Consider the following 19,037-nt stretch of genomic DNA (forward strand, 5'->3'; position numbering starts at 1 on the left):
TTCGCCCGTTCAACATCTTTGTAATCACAATTCAAACCATTTAAATACTCCTGGATACTGATTCGTCACACCCTCCATCTGCTCCTTCCAGGCTCGTCCTTGCTCACCCCAGATATGAAACAGACAATAGATATATCGTTCACCATCCGCTACTTCATCCACCCCACTGGCCTCCTCCACTCCGACCTCCAAAGCGCTTGGCCAGGATGCATCGTCACGCAAAAGACTAAAACCATCGGCGTGTTGCTTCAGACTGTACATCCTGTTGTAAGTAAGTGAAGCTGCCAGTCGCTGAATGATCACAGGTAACATGACAGGTTCTTTCGTTCTGATTCCATACTCCCAACCCATGAGATTCCTCCTCAAACGTTGCCTATTCCGCTCCGCCTCGCTGCACTGCGTATCCAGATTGCTGTAGTTCATCCAAGGCAGACGACACGTCACGCTCCGGATTTAATCTTCGAATCAGGTCAGCACTAATCGGTGTATCGTTATATATTTGGGTTACAGCCGTCAAAGACATAGCCTGCATATCGTAGTACCCTTCCGCCCAATCGATGTATGATTCCGGTGTGTACTCGATATAACCGAGCAGAAATGCTACTCCACCCTCAGCATCCGATTCGTCTTCCTGAGTCATCGCAAGTTCAATCCATCTGCCTGCCTTCCATCCCAGACTGTGACCTTCCTGCCACATACAGAAGGTCACATCCTCCATCTCCAGCACTTCCTCTTGTTGACTCAAAATACGCATGAGCTCCTTTGGCACCTCGTCATACATCCCTGGGTAAATTTCACCATCATCACGATTATGCGGACTGAGCCGGGATTCATGATCAAACCCTTTTAGTAACGTGCCCATATTCGTAAACAGTACATGCAGATGATCACCTGCCCCGTTATACACACTTCCCCACGCTGTATCTGGCTGAAGAATGTTATGGTGATAACGATGGACGCGGAGCCATGTTTCCTCAGACAGAATGATATCAAGTGCCGCCAGTGACCTTATCCGCTGGTGTAAAACAGATACGTCCATGATTGGCGTACCCATCCAATGCTGCATATACACCTCTCCTAAAAATGACTTAGATCTATATAAATTGAACTACAGATTTCAAACCAAACACTCCGATAAAGTGTAAAAGAATAGTTCAACTTATATAGGTATGTAATTTAATTAATTCATGCAGGACCATGTTATATTCGGATCAAATCCTGTAACCTGTTCTCCCCTTGGTCACTAGGTTGGATCGTAACCGATATCTGATTTTCCTTTTTAAACACAGTGCAAGCATAATTTCCAGCGTTTAGTTGTAAGAAGATTCCTTGGGATGACTCATCCGGCTCCAGTTCACCGCCACTGACATCATCTGCTGCCCCTAAGTAAACCTTGCCCGAAGGTACTTGCAAATAATATGTCTTCCCTTGCTCTGTTTCACGGCCCAATTCCAAATGATGGTCTTGCACCTTCCAATGTACTTCATACGTTCCATCCTCCCCCAGATTCAGAAACAGACAGTGACCTGCGTTGACCTCCTCCAATTCATCATCCGGGATCGACCACCAATCGGCTGTATCCTGAAGACGATGCTCCAGTGACGCCAGATCATAACAACATAACGTAGCTGTATCTGTATCCATTTGAAATGTTCCTTGCAAGCTCATCCTCTCCTTCATTTTTTTATTATAACAAGCTCGTACCACACATAAAATCGAACTCCCGAACCATCTCTGTAACGTTACTCTTCATTTCTGATTAACAATTGACGATATATCCATAACGGAATTTTTTTGAACTTGATGGAGGAAGCTATGCCAATTAATAATAGGAAAGAACCTTTTCGTTATACTCTGAAAGAACCTATGCATTTCGAAATCTATATCCTGAGCATTAATGGCATGGACGGTTTTTCCAAGCCTATTCAGGCCGAATTACGTGATATCAGTCGTTCGGGCTGTCAGCTTGCTTTTCCACTGTCCCTCCCTGTAGAACATAACGATATTCGCATCGGCATCAACTTGAAGCTGTTCGAAGATTTATTATATATTGAAGGCACACTTCGCTGGAGGATGGAACACAACACGGTATGGCGTTACGGTGTGCAACTTGAAGTCGCAGTTGAAGATCAGGATCGCCTGTCCAGGGAAATGCGCATGCTCGCAGGACAAGGCAAAATTATCGTCAAATAATGCTTCATGTTATTTGCTCAGAAGAATTTAATTCAGATTGTTACAGGCATCGTAAAATGTACATAAAAAATAGGTACATCTTCATTATAAGTAATAAAAGAAGCAGCTGTTCCCACTGGTACTTTCCAGGAAACAGCTGCTTTGTTTTGTTATATTGATTATGCTTTTGCCGTGAACAACAGTTCTTGTTCCTTAACGGTTGTACGACCAGCAGACTCAATAGAAGCATATTGATGCATATTCGTAATGATTACTGGTGTAATCGTTGTATAACCCGCTTTTTCAATCTCTTCCCGGTCGAATTCCATCAAGACATCACCCACTGAAACTTTGGTGCCTGCCTGAACTTTAGGAGAGAAGAATTGGCCTTTCAACTTCACCGTATCAATCCCGATGTGAATCAGCATTTCCGCACCTGTATCACTTACGAGACCAATGGCATGTCCGCTCTTCGATAATGAGAATACCGTTCCGTTGATTGGAGAAACAACACGGCCTTCTGTCGGTTGAATTGCAAAACCTTTACCCATAATTTCTTCAGAAAACGCAGGGTCAGGAACTTCACTAAGCGGTTTCACTTCACCCGTAATCGGACTGAAGACTTGCTCATCTTGTGCTTGTGTTTCTTCCGTTACAACAGAATCTGTCGTTGTTGCTGGCTCTGTAGTTTCTGTAGAAGCTGAAGTTGCAGCTGCTTGTGGCGCATTATTTTCCTGGAATCCCAAGATGTACGTAATTATCGCTGCAGAAGCAATCGCAATGAAACCACCCAGTATACCATAAATCAATGTACTGATGGACGGACTGATAAATGCTGCAAGTCCTGGCAAACCTACAAGGCCTGTTAGTACAAATGCTTTTACCTTAACAATACCCATAAAGCCACCGCCAATTGCCCCACCGATGAGCGCAGCAATAAACGGTTTTTTATATCTCATATTAACACCATACATCGCTGGTTCCGTAATCCCCATAAATGCTGTCAGACTTGTGGAATAAGCCAGTGATTTTGTTTGTCCATTTTTGGAACGAAGTCCTACACCAAGGGCTCCACCTGCTTGAGCCCAGTTTGCTGCAAGCATCAAAGGAATAATAAAGTCATAATCAAATTGTGTCATAGAACCTACAATGATTGGCAACAAGGCATAGTGCATACCTGTGATGATTAACAATGACATTGTACCACCAATCAGAATACTTGCAAGGATGGACACATTATCGAACAACCAAGCAATACCGCCAGACATACCATTACCGATAATGGAACCCAGTGGTCCAATCGCAATCAATGTAAGTGGAACCATGATCAACAATGTGACCGTTGGTACGACGATGAGTTTTACCGATGAATGGGTAATGCGGTCAACCGCTTTTTCCACATAAGAAGCAATCCAGATCGCAATAACAATTGGAATAACCGTTGAAGAATAGGTTGCCGCGACGACTTTAATCCCCGCAAACGATGTGTTACCTGCCCCCAATAAAGCTGTGATGGTTGGGTGCATAATCCCGGCTGCAAGTGCTGCACCGATATACATATTGCTTCCCAATTTCTTCGCAGCACTGATGGCGAGGATGATTGGCAAGAAGTAGAAGGCACCATCACCAATAGCAGATAAGATGATATAAGTTGAACTTTTCTCTGACAACCAGCTAAACGCCACGAGGATCGCTACGATCCCTTTAATCATACCAGCACCGGTAATCGCCGGGAGGATTGGAGTAAATACGCCTGAGATGAAGTCAAACAGAGCACTGATCGGATTTCTCTTTTGTTTCGGGCCTGTAGAAGCCGCAGAAGATCCAGCATTTGCACCTTTGGACATGTTGCCTACCAACGCATTGTATACCTTCGGTACATCGTTACCGATGATCACCTGGAACTGTCCGCCATTCTCCATAACACCCATAACTCCAGGTGTATTTTTTAATGTTTCTTTATCCGCTTTTTTGTTGTCATTCAAGTTAAATCTGAGTCTTGTCATACAGTGGGTCACTTGATCAATGTTTTCTTCGCCACCAACAAGCTTCAGAATATCTTTGGACAATTGTTGTTTATCCATTGTGTTTTGCTCCTTTTATGTGTATTGAAGGTTTAAAAAAACCTAAACACCGAATCATGACAAAGCAGATTAGCTTATCATGTTTCAACGTTTAGGTTTTGCCTTTTTTGCAGTAACAATCCCAAATTATTCGATTGTTTGTTCATTTCGGACAATTCGTTCGATATGAATCGTGAGATACAACACTTCTTCCTTCGACAAGACTCGATTATAGATTTTACGTGTATAATCGTTAATCTTGACTGCACAAGCATGTGCTTCCGGATATTGTTTGCTCACCAGATCATGAAGCGGATTATCCTCTTCCTTGTCCTCAATCGCTGTACCTTGCAATACGCGTTGAGCAAAGAACTTTAGATGGGTCAGGAATCGGTAATAACTTAGTGAATCTTCGTCGAGCTCGATCACGAAACTGCGCCGAACGATGTTGAGAATATCCTTCACGATATTCGTAATGCTGATCGTTTCTCTCATCTCACCATTCATCTGGGCGTTAACCAGATGCATCGCGATGAATGCACATTCGTCCTCGGGAAGAAGAACACCTAACGTTTCTTCAATAATCTGCAATGCCTTGAGACCGATCGCATATTCCTTCCGGTACATACGCTTGATCTCCCAAAATAATGCATTGCGGATCTGCAATCCTTGACGATGTCGGTCAATAGCAAAATGAATATGATCCGTCAGTGAAATGTAGATGCTTTCATGAAGCTTCTCACCTAGTACCGTCTCAGCGTAACGAATAATCTCATCCGAGCACTCCACATATTCAACCGGAATATCAGACAGGAGCGTCTTCAATTTCTGAGATACTTCTTTGCTTTCGAGCGAAAATATTTTTTCGACAAGACTCTCATCGATGAATTCACCAGTATGCTTTTTGAAGGCAATTCCACGCCCCATAACGACCAGTTCGTTACCTCCCGGGTCAATTACAGTGACTACATTGTTGTTGAGCACCTTCTCAATTTTCATTTCTTCACATCACCTTGCACCGTCAAAGTAGTAAAAGGCAAAACCAAAACAGGTCATGAAGTATGCCTGCCTCTGGTTTTGCCTGATTGAACAGTAACAATCCAGTATTCTTTAGCCTTGGGCCTATCTTACCATATTAAATCGTATGTGACAACGTTTTTCTGAAAGCGGTTAATGTGCGTTAATGCGACATAAGATGCACTCATACAACAATGACTTTGGAATTATGCTTTTGCATTATTATCGATAAGACTTGCGCCATTGGTACTAATAACTTCTTTGTACCAGTGGAACGATTTTTTCTTATAACGCTCCAGTGTTCCTGAACCGTCATTACTACGGTCTACATAGATGAAACCATAACGTTTCTTCATCTCTGCTGTAGATGCACTTACCAAGTCAATGCAGCCCCATGAGGTGTATCCCATCACTTCAACACCGTCTTCAAGCGCTTCTCCAACTTGTACCAAGTGATCATTCAAGTATTGGATACGGTAGTCATCATGGACTGTTTTATTCCCGTGTTCATCCGTAATGAGCTCATCGACAGCACCCAAACCATTTTCGACAATAAACAACGGTTTTTGATAACGGTCCCAGTATTTATTGAGGGTTACACGCAAGCCCTGAGGGTCGATCTGCCAGCCCCATTCACTTGCTTTCAGGTACGGGTTTTGCACGCCTGCAAACAGGTTTCCTCTGCCCTCTTTGCGTTTCTCCGGATCTCCGGTCTCACAGATACTCACATAGTAGCTGAAAGAGATGAAATCCACAGTGTGCTTGAGAATTTCTGCATCCCCGTCTTCGAACTTAATGTTGATGTTATTCGCTTTGAAATAACGATTAATGTATTTTGGATAATACCCACGTGCATGGATATCGGCAAAAATATCATTACGCTGCTCTGCGTGCATCGCTGCAACAACGTCATCTGGATTCGGTGTGAGCGGATATGTCGGCATACTTAGCACCATGCACCCGATTTTTGCTTCCGGCATAATCTCATGACCGAGTTTGACCGCAAGCGCACTGGCTACCAATTCATGATGGATTGCCTGGTACAGATCCTGCTTGGACAATTCGGATTTCGGTGTATAGATCCCACCGCTCATGAATGGTTCTTCCAAAATGGAGTTAATCTCATTAAAGGTTAACCAGTATTTCACTTTGCCTTTGAAGCGGTTAAATAGCACGGTAACATAGCGTTCATAAAACTCGATCATTTTACGATTGACCCAGCCATCGTAGGTTTTGGACAGATGCAGCGGCGTCTCGTAGTGAGAGATCGTTACGAGCGGTTCAATGCCGTACTTGTGACACTCATCGAACAGGTCATCATAGAATTGAAGGCCTTTCTCGTTCGGCTCCTGTTCGTCCCCTTTGGGAAATATGCGAGACCAGGCAATCGATGTACGGAACACCTTAAAGCCCATCTCGGCAAACAATTTTACATCCTCTTTGTAGCGATTATAAAAATCAATACCGATCAATTTCAAGTTATCTTCGGTAGGGCCTTCGGTTCTTGGCGTTGTAATACCATGTGGCATAACGTCCTGTACAGACAAACCTTTACCATCGGCATTATACGCTCCCTCCAGCTGATTGGCTGCTACTGCGCCGCCCCATAGGAAGTCCTTCGGAAATGGTGTAGTCATTTGCGTTCATCCTCTCAACATTGAATGTCTATATAAATTAAAGATTTTACACAATCCACTCCGATGACAGAATAACCTTCTAATCGCTGTTACCCCCAGATTTTTCGATTCCCTTTTCCAAAGGGGAAAATCCGGTGATAAAGGCGAGGCGTATGCTTCCGATGTAGCTTTCTTTCAGAAAGCTTTTAGCTCCGCTTTTCCAGGTTTTTTCTGTCCTCTCCGTTCAAGTGTAAATAAATAGTTCAACTTATATAAAATTTATTTTCTGTCCGTTCAAAACTTTATTTTGTGCCCACTTGCTCTAGACGCTCCATGATCTGCTCAAGCTGTGCACCTGTTACGATTTGCTTTATATCAAACTTCCCTTTGCTTACACCCGTCATTACACCAGCACGAGCACTATTCTGAATCGCCGCATGTGCCCAATGCTTACTGTCGACATCGCCAAACATCAGCTCCACTGAATCTGTAGCAGGCTTCCAATCCTTATTAGTCAGGATCTGGTCTACAATAACTGCCATCTGCGCTCGTGTTACTTCGCTCTCTGGAGCAAACATTTTATTGCCAATGCCTTTCATCAGTCCCGCCTTAGTCACCTTCGCAATGGCTTGAGCAGCCCAGTCGGGAGCGCTGTCCACATAAGGATATGTTTCAGTTGCTGCTGGAAGTTGCAGAGCATCAGCTAGAACGACTGCGATCTGCGCACGAGTTACAGGTTCCGCAGGTTGTACACCATGCTCTAATGAAGCACCTGTCTGCTCTCCAGCTGTACCTTTATGAAGTTTAAACAGACTTGCGATAACCTCTTTATTGTTGAAAGCAGGTACCCATGACCAGTGTTTCAACCCGCCGTAGAATCTGTGACCATCCATATATGCATCATCGTATAACGTTAAATGCACCTGTTTAGCACCCATTTCAGTTAATGCCTGATAGGCGAGTGAGCTAGTACGACTATCTGTTGTTGGATCATTTTGAGCGTGCATAATCCACATCGGCACATCCACAATGCCTTTCAGCTCTTGCTTGAATGCATCGACGGAACCCGTATAGTCCGCAACGGTATCTTTGGCAGCAACGATCATTGCTCCAGCAAACAGGTCAGGATACTGCATCAGGAAGCGGAATGCACCTCCACCGCCACTGGATACACCAGACAGATAGATCCGGTCAGGGTCTACTTCACCTTCGGCAACAAGCTTTTGAATCAACTCATATTGAGCAACAAAATAGGCCTTCATAATCGGTAACTGTTCTGCATTGTTGTAAATTTTGAAGCTATAATTCTCAGGATATTGCACAGCCAGTACAGAAGTATCATACCCCGATTCAGTCCAGACTACCGCACCGCGATTTGCAGTCAGATGATTACGCCCGTCTGTTCCAACTTCACCACCGCCGTGAAGCCATACCATAAGCGGCTTCGCTTCTTTGGATGGACTACGCTTCAAGTTATAGGATAGCGTTACACCGTTGCTTGCAGTAAATTCTGATTTTTCAAACTCATCCACCGTACGTGTTTTCACCTGAGTAACACTTTTTTTATCAAAAGAAAGCTCTGGATATGTTTTGCTGGTTACGGCAAACTCGGATTTCAGTCCTCCAGGATATTTGAAAGGTTTCACGGTCATGTGGATGGTATTATCCTTCATGGACAATGTGATGCCATCTTCGTCATAATTGTCTTGCACAATTTCTTTTGCAGCATTTAACGGATAACCATCATAATTCCCTGTAATATCGAAGTCCGAAGCCTTCAGATTTTTGTATTTTTCCACGTCTGCAACCGTAATGTCGAAAGATTCAACCATCTCTCCCGGATCACCAACAAACGTATTGGCTTGAATCTGCGTCACTTCTGCACTTGCTGCACCTGTTGTCCCAGGCCAGATCACGCTCAAACTCAGCGTTAGTGCTAACATACAGGAAACGTGTTTAAACCCTTTATTCCACTTGTTCAAAAAAACCCCTCCAGCTCATATGATGTTATGATTCCAAAGTAAAGAGCGGACAAACGCCAACCAAAAGGGTTGTATGAAGCGAAAGCTCATATCACACTTTAAGTCAGGTTTTGCCCGCTCCTGTGCGGTAACAATCCTAAGAATGTCATCACTGCATATCTCTTTGTTTCAGGTGTTTATTGCGGATGTATATTCTCTTTCAGAGCGAAGGAATTACAGTTGCTCACCGTTGCTCGCAATGACATTTTTGTACCAATCAAATGAATCTTTTTTGGAGCGTGCAAGTGTTCCGTTGCCTTCATCATCCAGATCCACGTAGATAAAGCCATAACGTTTGGACATCTCGGATGTCGACATACTCACAAGGTCAATCGGGCCCCATGCCGTAAAACCAATCAGTTCAACGCCATCTTTGATAGCCTCTTTCATCTGTTCGATGTGCTTTTTGAGGTAGTCGACGCGGTATGAGTCATGGATCGATCCATCCTCTTCCACTTTGTCGTACGCACCCAGACCATTCTCTACGATAAAGAGTGGTTTTTGATAACGATCCCAGAAGTTGTTCAACGTTACGCGCAGACCGATCGGGTCGATCTCCCAACCCCAGTCGGACGCTTCCAGATAAGGATTTTTCACGCCACCTGTCAGATTACCTGCTGTCTCAGCCGCATCTGCAGAAGCCGATTTGGTCACGGACATGTAATAACTGAAGGAGATGAAATCTACCGTGTTGTTCAACAGAATCTCATCATCGCCTGCTTCTTTTTGAATAACAATGTTATTCTCATCAAAATAACGCGCCATGTAGTTCGGGTATTTACCACGAGCATGCATGTCTGTGAAGAAGAGGTTAAGCTGATTTTCATGTTGAGCCAGTTGTACATCCACTGGATTACAAGTCGCTGGATAGGTTTCCATACGCGCAAGCATACAACCCACTTGGGAGCCAGGAATAATCTCATGTGCAAGCTTCGTCACCATAGCACTTGCTACAAATTGATGATGCAATGCTTGATACGTTGTTTGCAGCTTATTGTCCACTTTATCAATTAGAATACCGCCGCCAGTGTACGGACTGAACACCATCACATTAATCTCGTTAAATGTCAGCCAGTATTTCACTTTGTTTTTATAACGGTTGAATACCGTTTCAGCGTAACGAACATAATGTCCGATCACTTCACGACTTGCCCAGCCATTGTATTTTTGCGTCAAACCAAGCGGAGTCTCATAGTGAGACAGTGTTACGAGCGGTTCAATGCCGTATTTATGCAGTTCATCAAATACTTCATCATAGAATTTCAAACCTAATTCATTCGGTGCCTGATCATAACCGTTCGGGAAAATACGTGCCCAGTGAATGGACAAACGGAATACTTTGAAGCCCATTTCTGCAAATAGTGCGATATCTTCTCTAAAACGGTGGTAGAAATCAATTCCAAAACGTTTCGGGAAACGTTCTTCAATTTTGCCAGCAAGAATCTCTTCGATTCGGGAAGAGGAAATTTCCATGGCATGTCCACCCGTACGCTTTTCTTTTGGCACATGAGCGATCATGTCCGCTGTGGAGAGACCTTTTCCGTCCTTATCGAATGCGCCTTCCAGTTGGTTCGCAGCTGTAGCGCCACCCCACAGGAAGTTTTCAGGGAATCCTTTTTTTGCCGTGGTCATCATAACAACCTCTTTTCGAAATAATTTTTGGTTTTCCATACGTAAGAGCAACTCCAAAACAGAGCAGAAAACAAGAAAAACCTAAACTCAGGGTAAAATAGCGCCAAAAAAAGGAGCTTTCATTTCACCATCAGTTTAGGTTTTGCCTGTCTTCACAGTTACAATCCATCAAAAGATGTTATAACATATTCTGTTGTTTTGCTCTTGTGATGTAAGCGTAACATATTTATTTTGTAAAATCAAATTCACGAAAACTATGCGGCCTACGACCTCACTAAGATCACCTAACACCTAACAACGTATTTATAATAAGTATCATCTTATTTCTAACATCATTTCTAAAGCTATTTCTAACGTGGCATTCGCAAAATTGCTGCCCGTAGGGCATTGGCTCCTTCCTCCGTTTCCAGATAACTTGCAGGACTTTCGTCCCCCAAAGCTGGAACCTTTTTATCTATCCATTTCAACGCAGAGTCTCTCATTTCAGACAAAAGAACCCGGCTTATATCTTCTGGAATTCCTTTTAATCTTGCCTCTTCTTTCCATTCATTGGGCAATGTAGCGTACCATTCATCAAATAGTTCAACGAAGGTGTCCCAGTGCTCCTGCGTAAATGCAGACAAATACATATCTTGCATACTCATGTAACATTTCTCCTTCTCATTAAGCTATGTAACCCCCTGGTCCTATCTCAAAGAATTCATCCTTAAGCCGCTTGCAGCCTCTATTATAACTAGTAGACTTAATTTTAAATGATTTTCAGGGAGAGAACAATCAAGGAGGAACACATCATGACTGAAGAAGAAAACACATCTGGCTGGGATGCCATTGACCAAGCGGTGCAGCAATTGTACGGAGAACAGGAACCTAAACATTATGGCACAGCCATTCCATATATGCTTGGCGGACCTGACCCACTGGATGGGATAAGTGCCTATGCAGTAGATACACCGATGCCTCATTGGCATTTTGTAACCTATGGTTTCTCGGAGCTCTACGACAAAGAGAGCGATGATGCAACCAAAAGTGGATATGGTTTTGAACTCACGTTTCGCCTTACACGCTGTGAGAATGAAGCAGAGCCGCCGGCCTGGGCACTCAATCTACTCCAAAATATGGGGCGATATGTCTTTAACAGCGGTAACCTGTTTCAGCCTGGAGATTATCTGGATGCCAACGGTCCGATCTGCCTGAACTCCGATACACTCTTGACTGCACTTGCATTCATAGAAGATCCGGATTTACCTGAACTCAGCACACCGAATGGTTCTGTTCGATTTATTCAAATGGTCGGTATGACCTGCCGTGAACTGGAGATGATCCAAAGCTGGAATACCCGCGGTTTCCTGGCTGCCTGTGAAAGCTATATGCCTAAATATGTAACGGATCTGATGAGGAATTCCTACGCAGATATCCCTTCAGTTGTCAAAGCAACGGAACGCGGCATTGAGGAAGACGGTTCAAGCACCGCCTTTTATTCATACAACAACTGAGTTGGGAGTCTCCGCGCAAAAAACTGCTACAGAAAAACATCCCTGCCAAGCTTCAGTTGGGTGCCCAACAGGCAACTCTTCTAGCCAGCATCCTGAGGAGCCGAATCGCCAAAAAAGCAACGTTGTCCCTGATCGGGCCGGATATCAACATTGTCTTTGAAGCTGGGGAGCATGCATCTATGGTGGAAACGGAGCGAGATGTCAGATTGACTGTGAATCAGGAGGCAGTAGATGAGATTATATGGAAGCTTCGTCCGCAAGCCAGTTCGTTCGAGATTCCATCGCTGGGCACACTTCAGATTGAGATTGTACCCACACAGATTAAAGATCAGGAAGGCAATGTAATCAAAACGATCGGCTAATCAACGCAATACAGTAAGGAGAAATGACATGTCTGTCCATACATCGGCCTCACGGCCATTGAAATACGGTACGGGAGTTCATTCTGGAACCCCTGCTTCCTTTCAATATTTAGCACAAAGCGGAATAGACCGACTATGCAAAATCAACCATTTTCTAATTCAATCGTTCCGCCGCAGTATTTCGGATATCAAAGAGGATTTGACAGGTACCTATCTGTTCCTGCTAACAGACGTTAACGGCGTGTTTCTGTCTATGGACTACAGCTCTAATCTGGAATCGCATGTAAAGCAATCCCCCATTCAACCAGGACTGAGTTTTTCAGCCCAGAGCTGTGGTGTTAATGCCATCTCCAGAACAATAGAGGGCAATACGCCTGTATTTTTGCTGCCTGAGCAGCATGAAAGTCCTTTTTTTCAAAGCTGGCACTGTTATGCCGTTCCTCTGTACATGGGGTCACAGCATTTCGGTTATCTCGATGTGTCTACAATAAATGCGGATATGCAGCGTGAACTCATGGCCATAGCCAAGTTGATCCCGGCTAATATGCAGAACCGTTACCAGAGCCACAGCGCGGCACATCAGCAAAAACAGCCCCAAGTCGAATTCACAGAGCGGCAGTTAACGATTCTAGAGATGATATCCCGCGGATGGACGGTGAAGGCGATTGCATTGCAATTAAAGATCAAGGAATGTACGGTCAATTATCATAAAAAAGTCATTTTCAACAAATTAGGTGTTCAATCCAGCACAGAAGCTGTTTCAATGGCTAGTCAATTGTCTTATTTATAGGAGACCCCTATAGTTTCCTATAGGTGGCAATAGAGAACACATGTGCTACAATTTTAGCAAGCACAACAAAGAGAGAATAACTCACACATCTCAGGAGGGTATTATGTCTATTATGAAAAAAACATCTTTATTCGCTATGCTCATTATGATGATGATCGTAGTCGCTGCCTGCGGAGACAAGGCAGGTAACAATGCAAAATCAAACGAGCCTGCCGCGACTGAAACAACCGCAGGCGCTGATGCCGGCACAGCGAAAACCGACGATGCCGACAAAACAGACGCTTCCAGCGAAGATAACAAAGAAACCGACAACACATCAAAAGTTGAGCTGGGAACAACAGAAAAGGGTTCTTACACGAATGACTATTTTGGCGTATCCCTAAAATTCCCTGAGGCATGGGAGTATCAGGATGCCGAGGGCATGAACCAACTGACGAGTGCTTCCTCAGAAGTCATTGCCGGTGACGATGAAAAGAAGAAAAAGCAGATGGAACTGTCTCAAACCAAGACATTGAACCTGCTCATGGCATCCCAATATCCGCTTGATGGCGGCCAGATCGGCCCTTCTGCAATGGCCATTGCCGAGAAAGTTAGCTTGTTGCAAGGCATTCGTACAGGGGAGGACTACCTGAAAGCTACCAAGAAGTTCATGGAAGACAGCAACTTCCCTTATGAATACAAGGACTTTACCAAAGAAACCATCGGTGGCAAAGAAATGAATCTGATGCAGATCACGACGGATGCAGGGGACGGAAGCAAAATCACTCAAGAATACTACAGCACAATTATTGAAGGTTATGCCTTCAACTTCATCTTCACATATCTCGACGAAGACAGCAAAGCCGAGATCGACAACATTAAAAAGTCGGTTCAATTCAAATAAAACTAAAACCCCGGTTGTGATCTAAACAGATCATGCCGGGGTTCTTTATTCGTTTAACCAGACAGCGCCACCCAATGTCCTTCTTTCACTTCAACCCAGCGGGAATGCTCCAGATTATATCGATCTCCTGTACCGCCGGTTTCCTTCTCCTGATCCACAAGAGCCACACGTGGCTTATTCTTCTCTACCGCCGGATCAGGAACCGGAATGGCCGATAGCAAGGCCTTCGTATACGGGTGCTGCGGATTGGCATACAGTTCTTCACTCTCGGCCAGCTCCACAATTTTGCCGTTATACATGACAGCGACCCGATCACTGATATGTTTCACCATCGACAGATCATGTGCGATAAACAAATATGTCAGACCCAAGCGCTGCTGCAGCTCTTCAAGCAACTGCACAATCTGTGCCTGAATAGAGACATCGAGTGCCGACAAAGGCTCATCACAAACAATAAACTCCGGCTCTACCGCCAGCGCCCTTGCAATGCCAATTCGCTGGCGTTGTCCTCCCGAGAACTCATGCGGATATCGCTGTGCATGTGACGGTTCTAGCCCCACCATCTCCAGCAGTTCTTCCACTCGCTTCTCTCGCTGTGCAGTATTACCTGCAAGCTGATGAATATCCAGTGCCTCGCCAATGATGTCCATAATTCTCATTTTGGGATTTAGTGAAGCATACGGATCTTGGAAAATGATCTGCATATGTCGTCGCATTGTTTTCATCTCACCAGGCGAGAGTCGCTGCAACGGAATGCCTCTGAACAGCACATCCCCCCCCGTTGGCTCATGCAGACGCAGAATCGCTCGTCCCGTGGTAGATTTCCCGCTGCCTGACTCTCCTACAACGCCAAGTGTTTCCCCTTGACGGATATGAAAGCTGATATCGTTCACCGCTTTTAACGTATTGCCCTTGCCAAGGTTAAAATACTGTTTGAGAGATTTGACCTCCAGCAACGGCTGATCATCTTCCATATCTTTGGGTACCTGCGAGACTAGCTTCGGCTTCTTCTTCTCATCCAGCCTAGGCAGTGCGTTCAACAGACGGATGGTATACGGATGTTTAGGACTCGCAAAAATCTCCGCCGTGGTGCCCGTCTCCACAATCTCTCCTTCTTTCATTACAACCACCCGGTCACACATGCCAGCAACTACACCCAAGTCATGTGTAATGAGAATGATGGACGTTCCCAGTTGCTCCTGCATATCTTTCATCAAGTTTAAAATCTGAGCTTGAATGGTTACATCCAGAGCCGTTGTCGGCTCATCGGCGATCAATAGTTCCGGACGGCAGGCAAGGGCAATCCCAATCATCACCCGCTGACGCATGCCACCGGAAAATTCATGTGGATACTGATTATAGCGGATAGCACTTTGTTTAATACCTACTCGTTCCATCATGGCGATAGCTTGTTTTTTCGCTTCTCTTTTCGATAACTTCTGGTGTTTGATCAAACTTTCGGAGATTTGCTGACCAATCTTGATCGTTGGATTAAGCGAGCTCATGGGGTCTTGGAAGATCATCCCGATATCCCGGCCGCGAATGTGTTCCATCTCTTTTTGTGATTTCCCGGCGAGATCCACACCTTTAAATAGAAGCTCACCCGATTTCAACTGTGAAGGGGGAGAAGCAAGCAATCTCATAATGGAGCGTGCGGTTACGCTCTTACCACTGCCCGATTCTCCAACAATGCCTAGTGTCTCCCCTTTCCGCAGTTCAAAGCTGACCTGCTTAACCGCCTGAAACTCACTCTCTCCCGTGTAAAAAGAGACGGATAAATCATTCACTTTCAACAATGGCTCCACGTATGCACCATTCCTTTCATGCCTGCTCCATCTTTTTATATGTAACCAATTCTTAACCTTGACAATTAAGCATGCCCTAAATAATATATACTATATTGATCGGAATAATGCAATTTAAACCTTAGCGAAAGGAGGTATTACCGTTTGACTTCTGGAGTAGAACGTCACAGCACCTCCCGTATGGTGGATCACTTAAGTTATGTTTATGGAAAAATGCTGCTTCATCCCGTCTATCGATATGTATTGATCATTCTCGGTTTACCGATTAATCTGATCGTTTATATGGTCTGGCGTTCCAAGCGTAAACAAGATGACTGGTCAGCTGTAAAACGACAGGCTGAACAGGAGATGCATACCTCATCCTACCGTGACACCAAACGATTGGAACTGGAAGAACAACTGAGGCGCAAGCATCGCTTCTTCAAGCAAGAGGTCAGCGAGGCAGCATTCAAACAACAGGCTGAGAGCTGGCTTGAGGAAACGTTTCAGAAGGAACTGCTGGAACGAACGTCACACAAGTTAGAAGAAAAGGGACGGCATCGTCTCGGAATTCAAGATACATTCGGTATGTTAATAGAGAAACTTTGGTTTCTTGCTTTATCGATCATCCCGGGCTGTCTAATGTATCTGACTCTGCTGGTATATGGTAATGCTTATCTAAAGTACATATTTGAAAGACTGCTCATGACCATCTTTGTCATTCTGGGTGTAGCAACACTAGTATTTACGATTCTGTACTTGTCTCCGTTTAACCCGGCTGCCAACATTCTCGGCGTAACGGCGACACAAGAGCAGATTGCAGCCTTTAATCATGTGTATGGCCTGGATCAGCCTTATTTGACACAGCTTTGGAATAATATCAAGGGTGTTGCCATGTTTGATCTTGGCAAGTCGTTTGCAGGAAATGAGATCGTGACGGATACCATTGCCCGAAAGTTCCCGATTACGCTGACACTAGCCGTAATTTCCTTGTTGTTCGCCGTTGTCATTGCTTTGCCTATTGGCATTATCTCGGCGCTTAAGCCTAATTCGTGGTTTGATTACACATTTATGTTCATCGCTCTGATTGGATTGTCTATCCCAAACTTCTGGCAGGGACTAATTTTCATCCTGAATTTTTCAATTAAAATGCAGTGGCTTCCTGCTACCTTTAATCCACAGAACTGGCTGTCCATGATTATGCCGGTCATCGTACTAGGTACGGGACTTACAGCTGCGGTTGCACGGATGACCCGTTCATCCACACTGGAGGTCATTCACGAGGATTATGTCATGACTGCCCGGGCCAAGGGGCTAAGTGAGCGCCAAGTGATGCTGAAGCACGCGGTGCGTAACGCACTGATTCCTATCATTACTGTCGTGGGTCTTCAATTCGGAGCTATGCTTGGCGGGGCCGCTGTAACAGAGAAGGTATTTAATATCAGCGGACTGGGAAGTTACATCGTGGATAAGCAATTCATACCCGATATTCCGAGTATCATGGGCGGAGTAATCTACACAGCGATCACGATTTCCATTGTGAATGTTGTGGTTGATCTGTTTTACGCATTTATCGATCCAAGGGTTCGCTCCAAAATGAAACAATATTAAAGCAGGTGTACTATGACAAAATCAAGCTCCCTTACACAGGAAATGCGTTTCCGGCTCAAGTCTTCGCAGGAATACAGTCAAGCCAGCTTCGCTTGGATCACTTCAGTTCTGCTGACTCTGTTATTGTTGTTGAACAGTTATGACTGGAGCGGGCAGGCGTTCAAGCCATTTATAGCTGGAGTGGCCGGCATTTATCTGTTCTTCACGCTCATTCAGAGTCTGCTTCTTATTCGGATCAGACAGGACTTAATACAGCGCGGGGTTATACGTGTTCTGACACGTAGACTCGCATGGGTACAGTTGCTGGCTGCTTTGACAGGTAATATTTTCATTGTAACGGCTGCCTTCCACCTGATTCGAAAACGAAAAAGTATTGAATATACATTTGCTGTATACGCACTGTTAACCCAGTTATTTGTGATCGGTGTATCGGCTCTGAATGTGTTCAAGCCTTATGTTGCGGATACCTTTCTGCCTTCGATGGCAGCCCTGTTATGTATTCTCGTCATTGATCTAATTGTACTAGTTATCGTAGCCCGGTATGATTCGAGCTCCCCTCTCCCTTCCTGGATGGCAGGTGTGGGCGCAATCATGATCGTTAGCGTAATTACGGGCAACGTTTTCGCGTTGCTGCTGGGGATCTCGATCCTTCGCCGGCTCAGTAGACAAGGGAAACATGGAACGAATTTCTGGAATGATCTGTGGGAACGTCTTGCTCCCAATATGACCGCGATGTCCGGACTCTTTTTCATCACTTTCCTGTTCTCGATCTCCATCTGCAGTTTCTTTACCTTCGACTACAGCATGGCGGTGGAAAATAATTACTCGGCCCTGCTTCAGTCACCTTCTCTGGCATATCCGCTAGGAACGGATGATTTCGGTCGATGTCTATTTTCCCGAATCGTGTTTGGTGCACGAATTTCCTTGATCGTCGGTTTGATGTCAACCCTAATTCCGGTTGTGATTGGCGGTGTGCTGGGTGCCTTCTCGGGTTTCTACGGAAGACATACGGATAACATCATCATGCGACTGCTGGATATCCTGTACGCCATTCCGGGGATCTTGCTCGCCATCGCGATCATTGCAGCTTTTGGTGCCAACACCGTGAATTTGATCATCGCATTAAGCCTGGGCTCCATTCCAACGTATGCTCGAACGATGCGAGCCAGTGTGCTCTATGTATCTACATTTGAGTTTGTCGAGGCGGCGCGTGCCCTGGGATATACCAATCGTACAATCATTTTCAAACACATTATTCCCAACTCGCTCGCACCGATGATTATCAAATCCACGCTGACGATTGGTGGAGCTGTCATTGCAACCAGCAGTTTGAGTTATCTCGGGCTGGGTGTAGAACCGCATATTCCGGAATGGGGCAACATTCTGAAGCTGGGAAGCACCTATCTGGAGACTCATTCGTATCTAGCGATTTATCCGGGACTGGCGATTATTCTGCTTGTTCTTTCGTTTAACTTTCTCGGTGACGGACTGCGGGATGCGCTTGATCCCAAGCTTGAGAAGGCGTGACGATGGATTTATTAAGTTGAACTAAAAGAGGTTTACACGAAGCACTCCGATGACAGAATAACCTTG

15 protein-coding genes and 1 pseudogene are annotated in these 19,037 nt (G+C 44.8%); 6 read left to right on the forward strand and 10 right to left on the reverse strand.

What is annotated here, in order from left to right; genetic code table 11:
• Positions 1 to 24: 24 nt before the first annotated feature.
• The 3 genes from AC1VYS_RS21075 to AC1VYS_RS21085 form a co-directional block, all read right to left on the reverse strand.
• The gene (locus AC1VYS_RS21075; protein WP_482911323.1) at positions 25 to 351 is read right to left on the reverse strand and encodes a hypothetical protein; all 327 of its coding nucleotides are present in this window, start codon (positions 349 to 351) and stop codon (positions 25 to 27) included.
• Between the two features lie 22 nt (positions 352 to 373).
• The gene (locus tag AC1VYS_RS21080) at positions 374 to 1,066 is read right to left on the reverse strand and encodes a hypothetical protein (RefSeq protein WP_482911324.1); all 693 of its coding nucleotides are present in this window, start codon (positions 1,064 to 1,066) and stop codon (positions 374 to 376) included.
• 134 nt (positions 1,067 to 1,200) lie between these two features.
• Positions 1,201 to 1,680: a DUF6386 family protein gene (locus tag AC1VYS_RS21085; RefSeq protein WP_482934409.1), complete on the reverse strand. Its 480-nt coding sequence runs from the start codon at positions 1,678 to 1,680 to the stop codon at positions 1,201 to 1,203.
• Positions 1,681 to 1,815: 135 nt separating this feature from the next.
• Here AC1VYS_RS21085 and AC1VYS_RS21090 point away from each other — a divergent pair, with 135 nt between their 5' ends.
• Positions 1,816 to 2,193, forward strand: coding sequence for a PilZ domain-containing protein (locus AC1VYS_RS21090; RefSeq protein WP_482911326.1), 378 nt, complete (start codon positions 1,816 to 1,818; stop codon positions 2,191 to 2,193).
• Between the two features lie 158 nt (positions 2,194 to 2,351).
• Here the strand turns inward: AC1VYS_RS21090 and AC1VYS_RS21095 are convergent, their stop codons facing one another.
• From AC1VYS_RS21095 to AC1VYS_RS21120, 6 genes are all read right to left on the reverse strand, one after another.
• A complete protein-coding gene (locus AC1VYS_RS21095; protein WP_482911327.1) occupies positions 2,352 to 4,256 on the reverse strand; it encodes a beta-glucoside-specific PTS transporter subunit IIABC in 1,905 nt (634 codons plus the stop codon).
• Between the two features lie 126 nt (positions 4,257 to 4,382).
• Positions 4,383 to 5,234 (reverse strand): BglG family transcription antiterminator LicT, encoded by an 852-nt coding sequence (gene licT, locus AC1VYS_RS21100; RefSeq protein ID WP_090915167.1) that lies wholly within the window; start codon positions 5,232 to 5,234, stop codon positions 4,383 to 4,385.
• A gap of 224 nt (positions 5,235 to 5,458) precedes the next feature.
• Entirely contained in the window at positions 5,459 to 6,889 is a 1,431-nt protein-coding gene (locus AC1VYS_RS21105) for a glycoside hydrolase family 1 protein (RefSeq protein ID WP_482911328.1), read from the reverse strand.
• Positions 6,890 to 7,170: 281 nt separating this feature from the next.
• Positions 7,171 to 8,850: an S-layer homology domain-containing protein gene (locus AC1VYS_RS21110; RefSeq protein WP_482911329.1), complete on the reverse strand. Its 1,680-nt coding sequence runs from the start codon at positions 8,848 to 8,850 to the stop codon at positions 7,171 to 7,173.
• A gap of 213 nt (positions 8,851 to 9,063) precedes the next feature.
• A complete protein-coding gene (locus AC1VYS_RS21115) occupies positions 9,064 to 10,521 on the reverse strand; it encodes a glycoside hydrolase family 1 protein (protein ID WP_482911330.1) in 1,458 nt (485 codons plus the stop codon).
• Positions 10,522 to 10,871: 350 nt separating this feature from the next.
• Positions 10,872 to 11,165: an antitoxin Xre/MbcA/ParS toxin-binding domain-containing protein gene (locus AC1VYS_RS21120; RefSeq protein ID WP_482911331.1), complete on the reverse strand. Its 294-nt coding sequence runs from the start codon at positions 11,163 to 11,165 to the stop codon at positions 10,872 to 10,874.
• A 147-nt stretch (positions 11,166 to 11,312) separates the two neighbouring features.
• Here AC1VYS_RS21120 and AC1VYS_RS21125 point away from each other — a divergent pair.
• The 3 genes and pseudogenes from AC1VYS_RS21125 to AC1VYS_RS21135 all read left to right on the forward strand — a co-directional run bounded on the left by AC1VYS_RS21125 (position 11,313) and on the right by AC1VYS_RS21135 (position 14,049).
• Positions 11,313 to 12,376 (forward strand): annotated as a pseudogene (locus AC1VYS_RS21125) (suppressor of fused domain protein).
• Positions 12,377 to 12,404: 28 nt separating this feature from the next.
• Complete coding sequence (locus tag AC1VYS_RS21130; protein ID WP_482911332.1) at positions 12,405 to 13,166, forward strand: helix-turn-helix domain-containing protein; 762 nt, start codon at positions 12,405 to 12,407, stop codon at positions 13,164 to 13,166.
• A 103-nt stretch (positions 13,167 to 13,269) separates the two neighbouring features.
• Entirely contained in the window at positions 13,270 to 14,049 is a 780-nt protein-coding gene (locus AC1VYS_RS21135) for a hypothetical protein (RefSeq protein ID WP_482911333.1), read from the forward strand.
• A gap of 53 nt (positions 14,050 to 14,102) precedes the next feature.
• Here the strand turns inward: AC1VYS_RS21135 and AC1VYS_RS21140 are convergent, their stop codons facing one another.
• The gene (locus tag AC1VYS_RS21140) at positions 14,103 to 15,854 is read right to left on the reverse strand and encodes an ABC transporter ATP-binding protein (RefSeq protein WP_482911334.1); all 1,752 of its coding nucleotides are present in this window, start codon (positions 15,852 to 15,854) and stop codon (positions 14,103 to 14,105) included.
• A gap of 213 nt (positions 15,855 to 16,067) precedes the next feature.
• Between AC1VYS_RS21140 and AC1VYS_RS21145 the strand changes: the two genes are divergently transcribed.
• The gene (locus AC1VYS_RS21145) at positions 16,068 to 17,444 is read left to right on the forward strand and encodes an ABC transporter permease (protein ID WP_482915082.1); all 1,377 of its coding nucleotides are present in this window, start codon (positions 16,068 to 16,070) and stop codon (positions 17,442 to 17,444) included.
• Positions 17,445 to 17,456: 12 nt separating this feature from the next.
• Entirely contained in the window at positions 17,457 to 18,971 is a 1,515-nt protein-coding gene (locus AC1VYS_RS21150; RefSeq protein WP_482911335.1) for an ABC transporter permease, read from the forward strand.
• Positions 18,972 to 19,037: the final 66 nt, after the last annotated feature.

The organism is Paenibacillus sp. G34 (assembly GCF_056856875.1).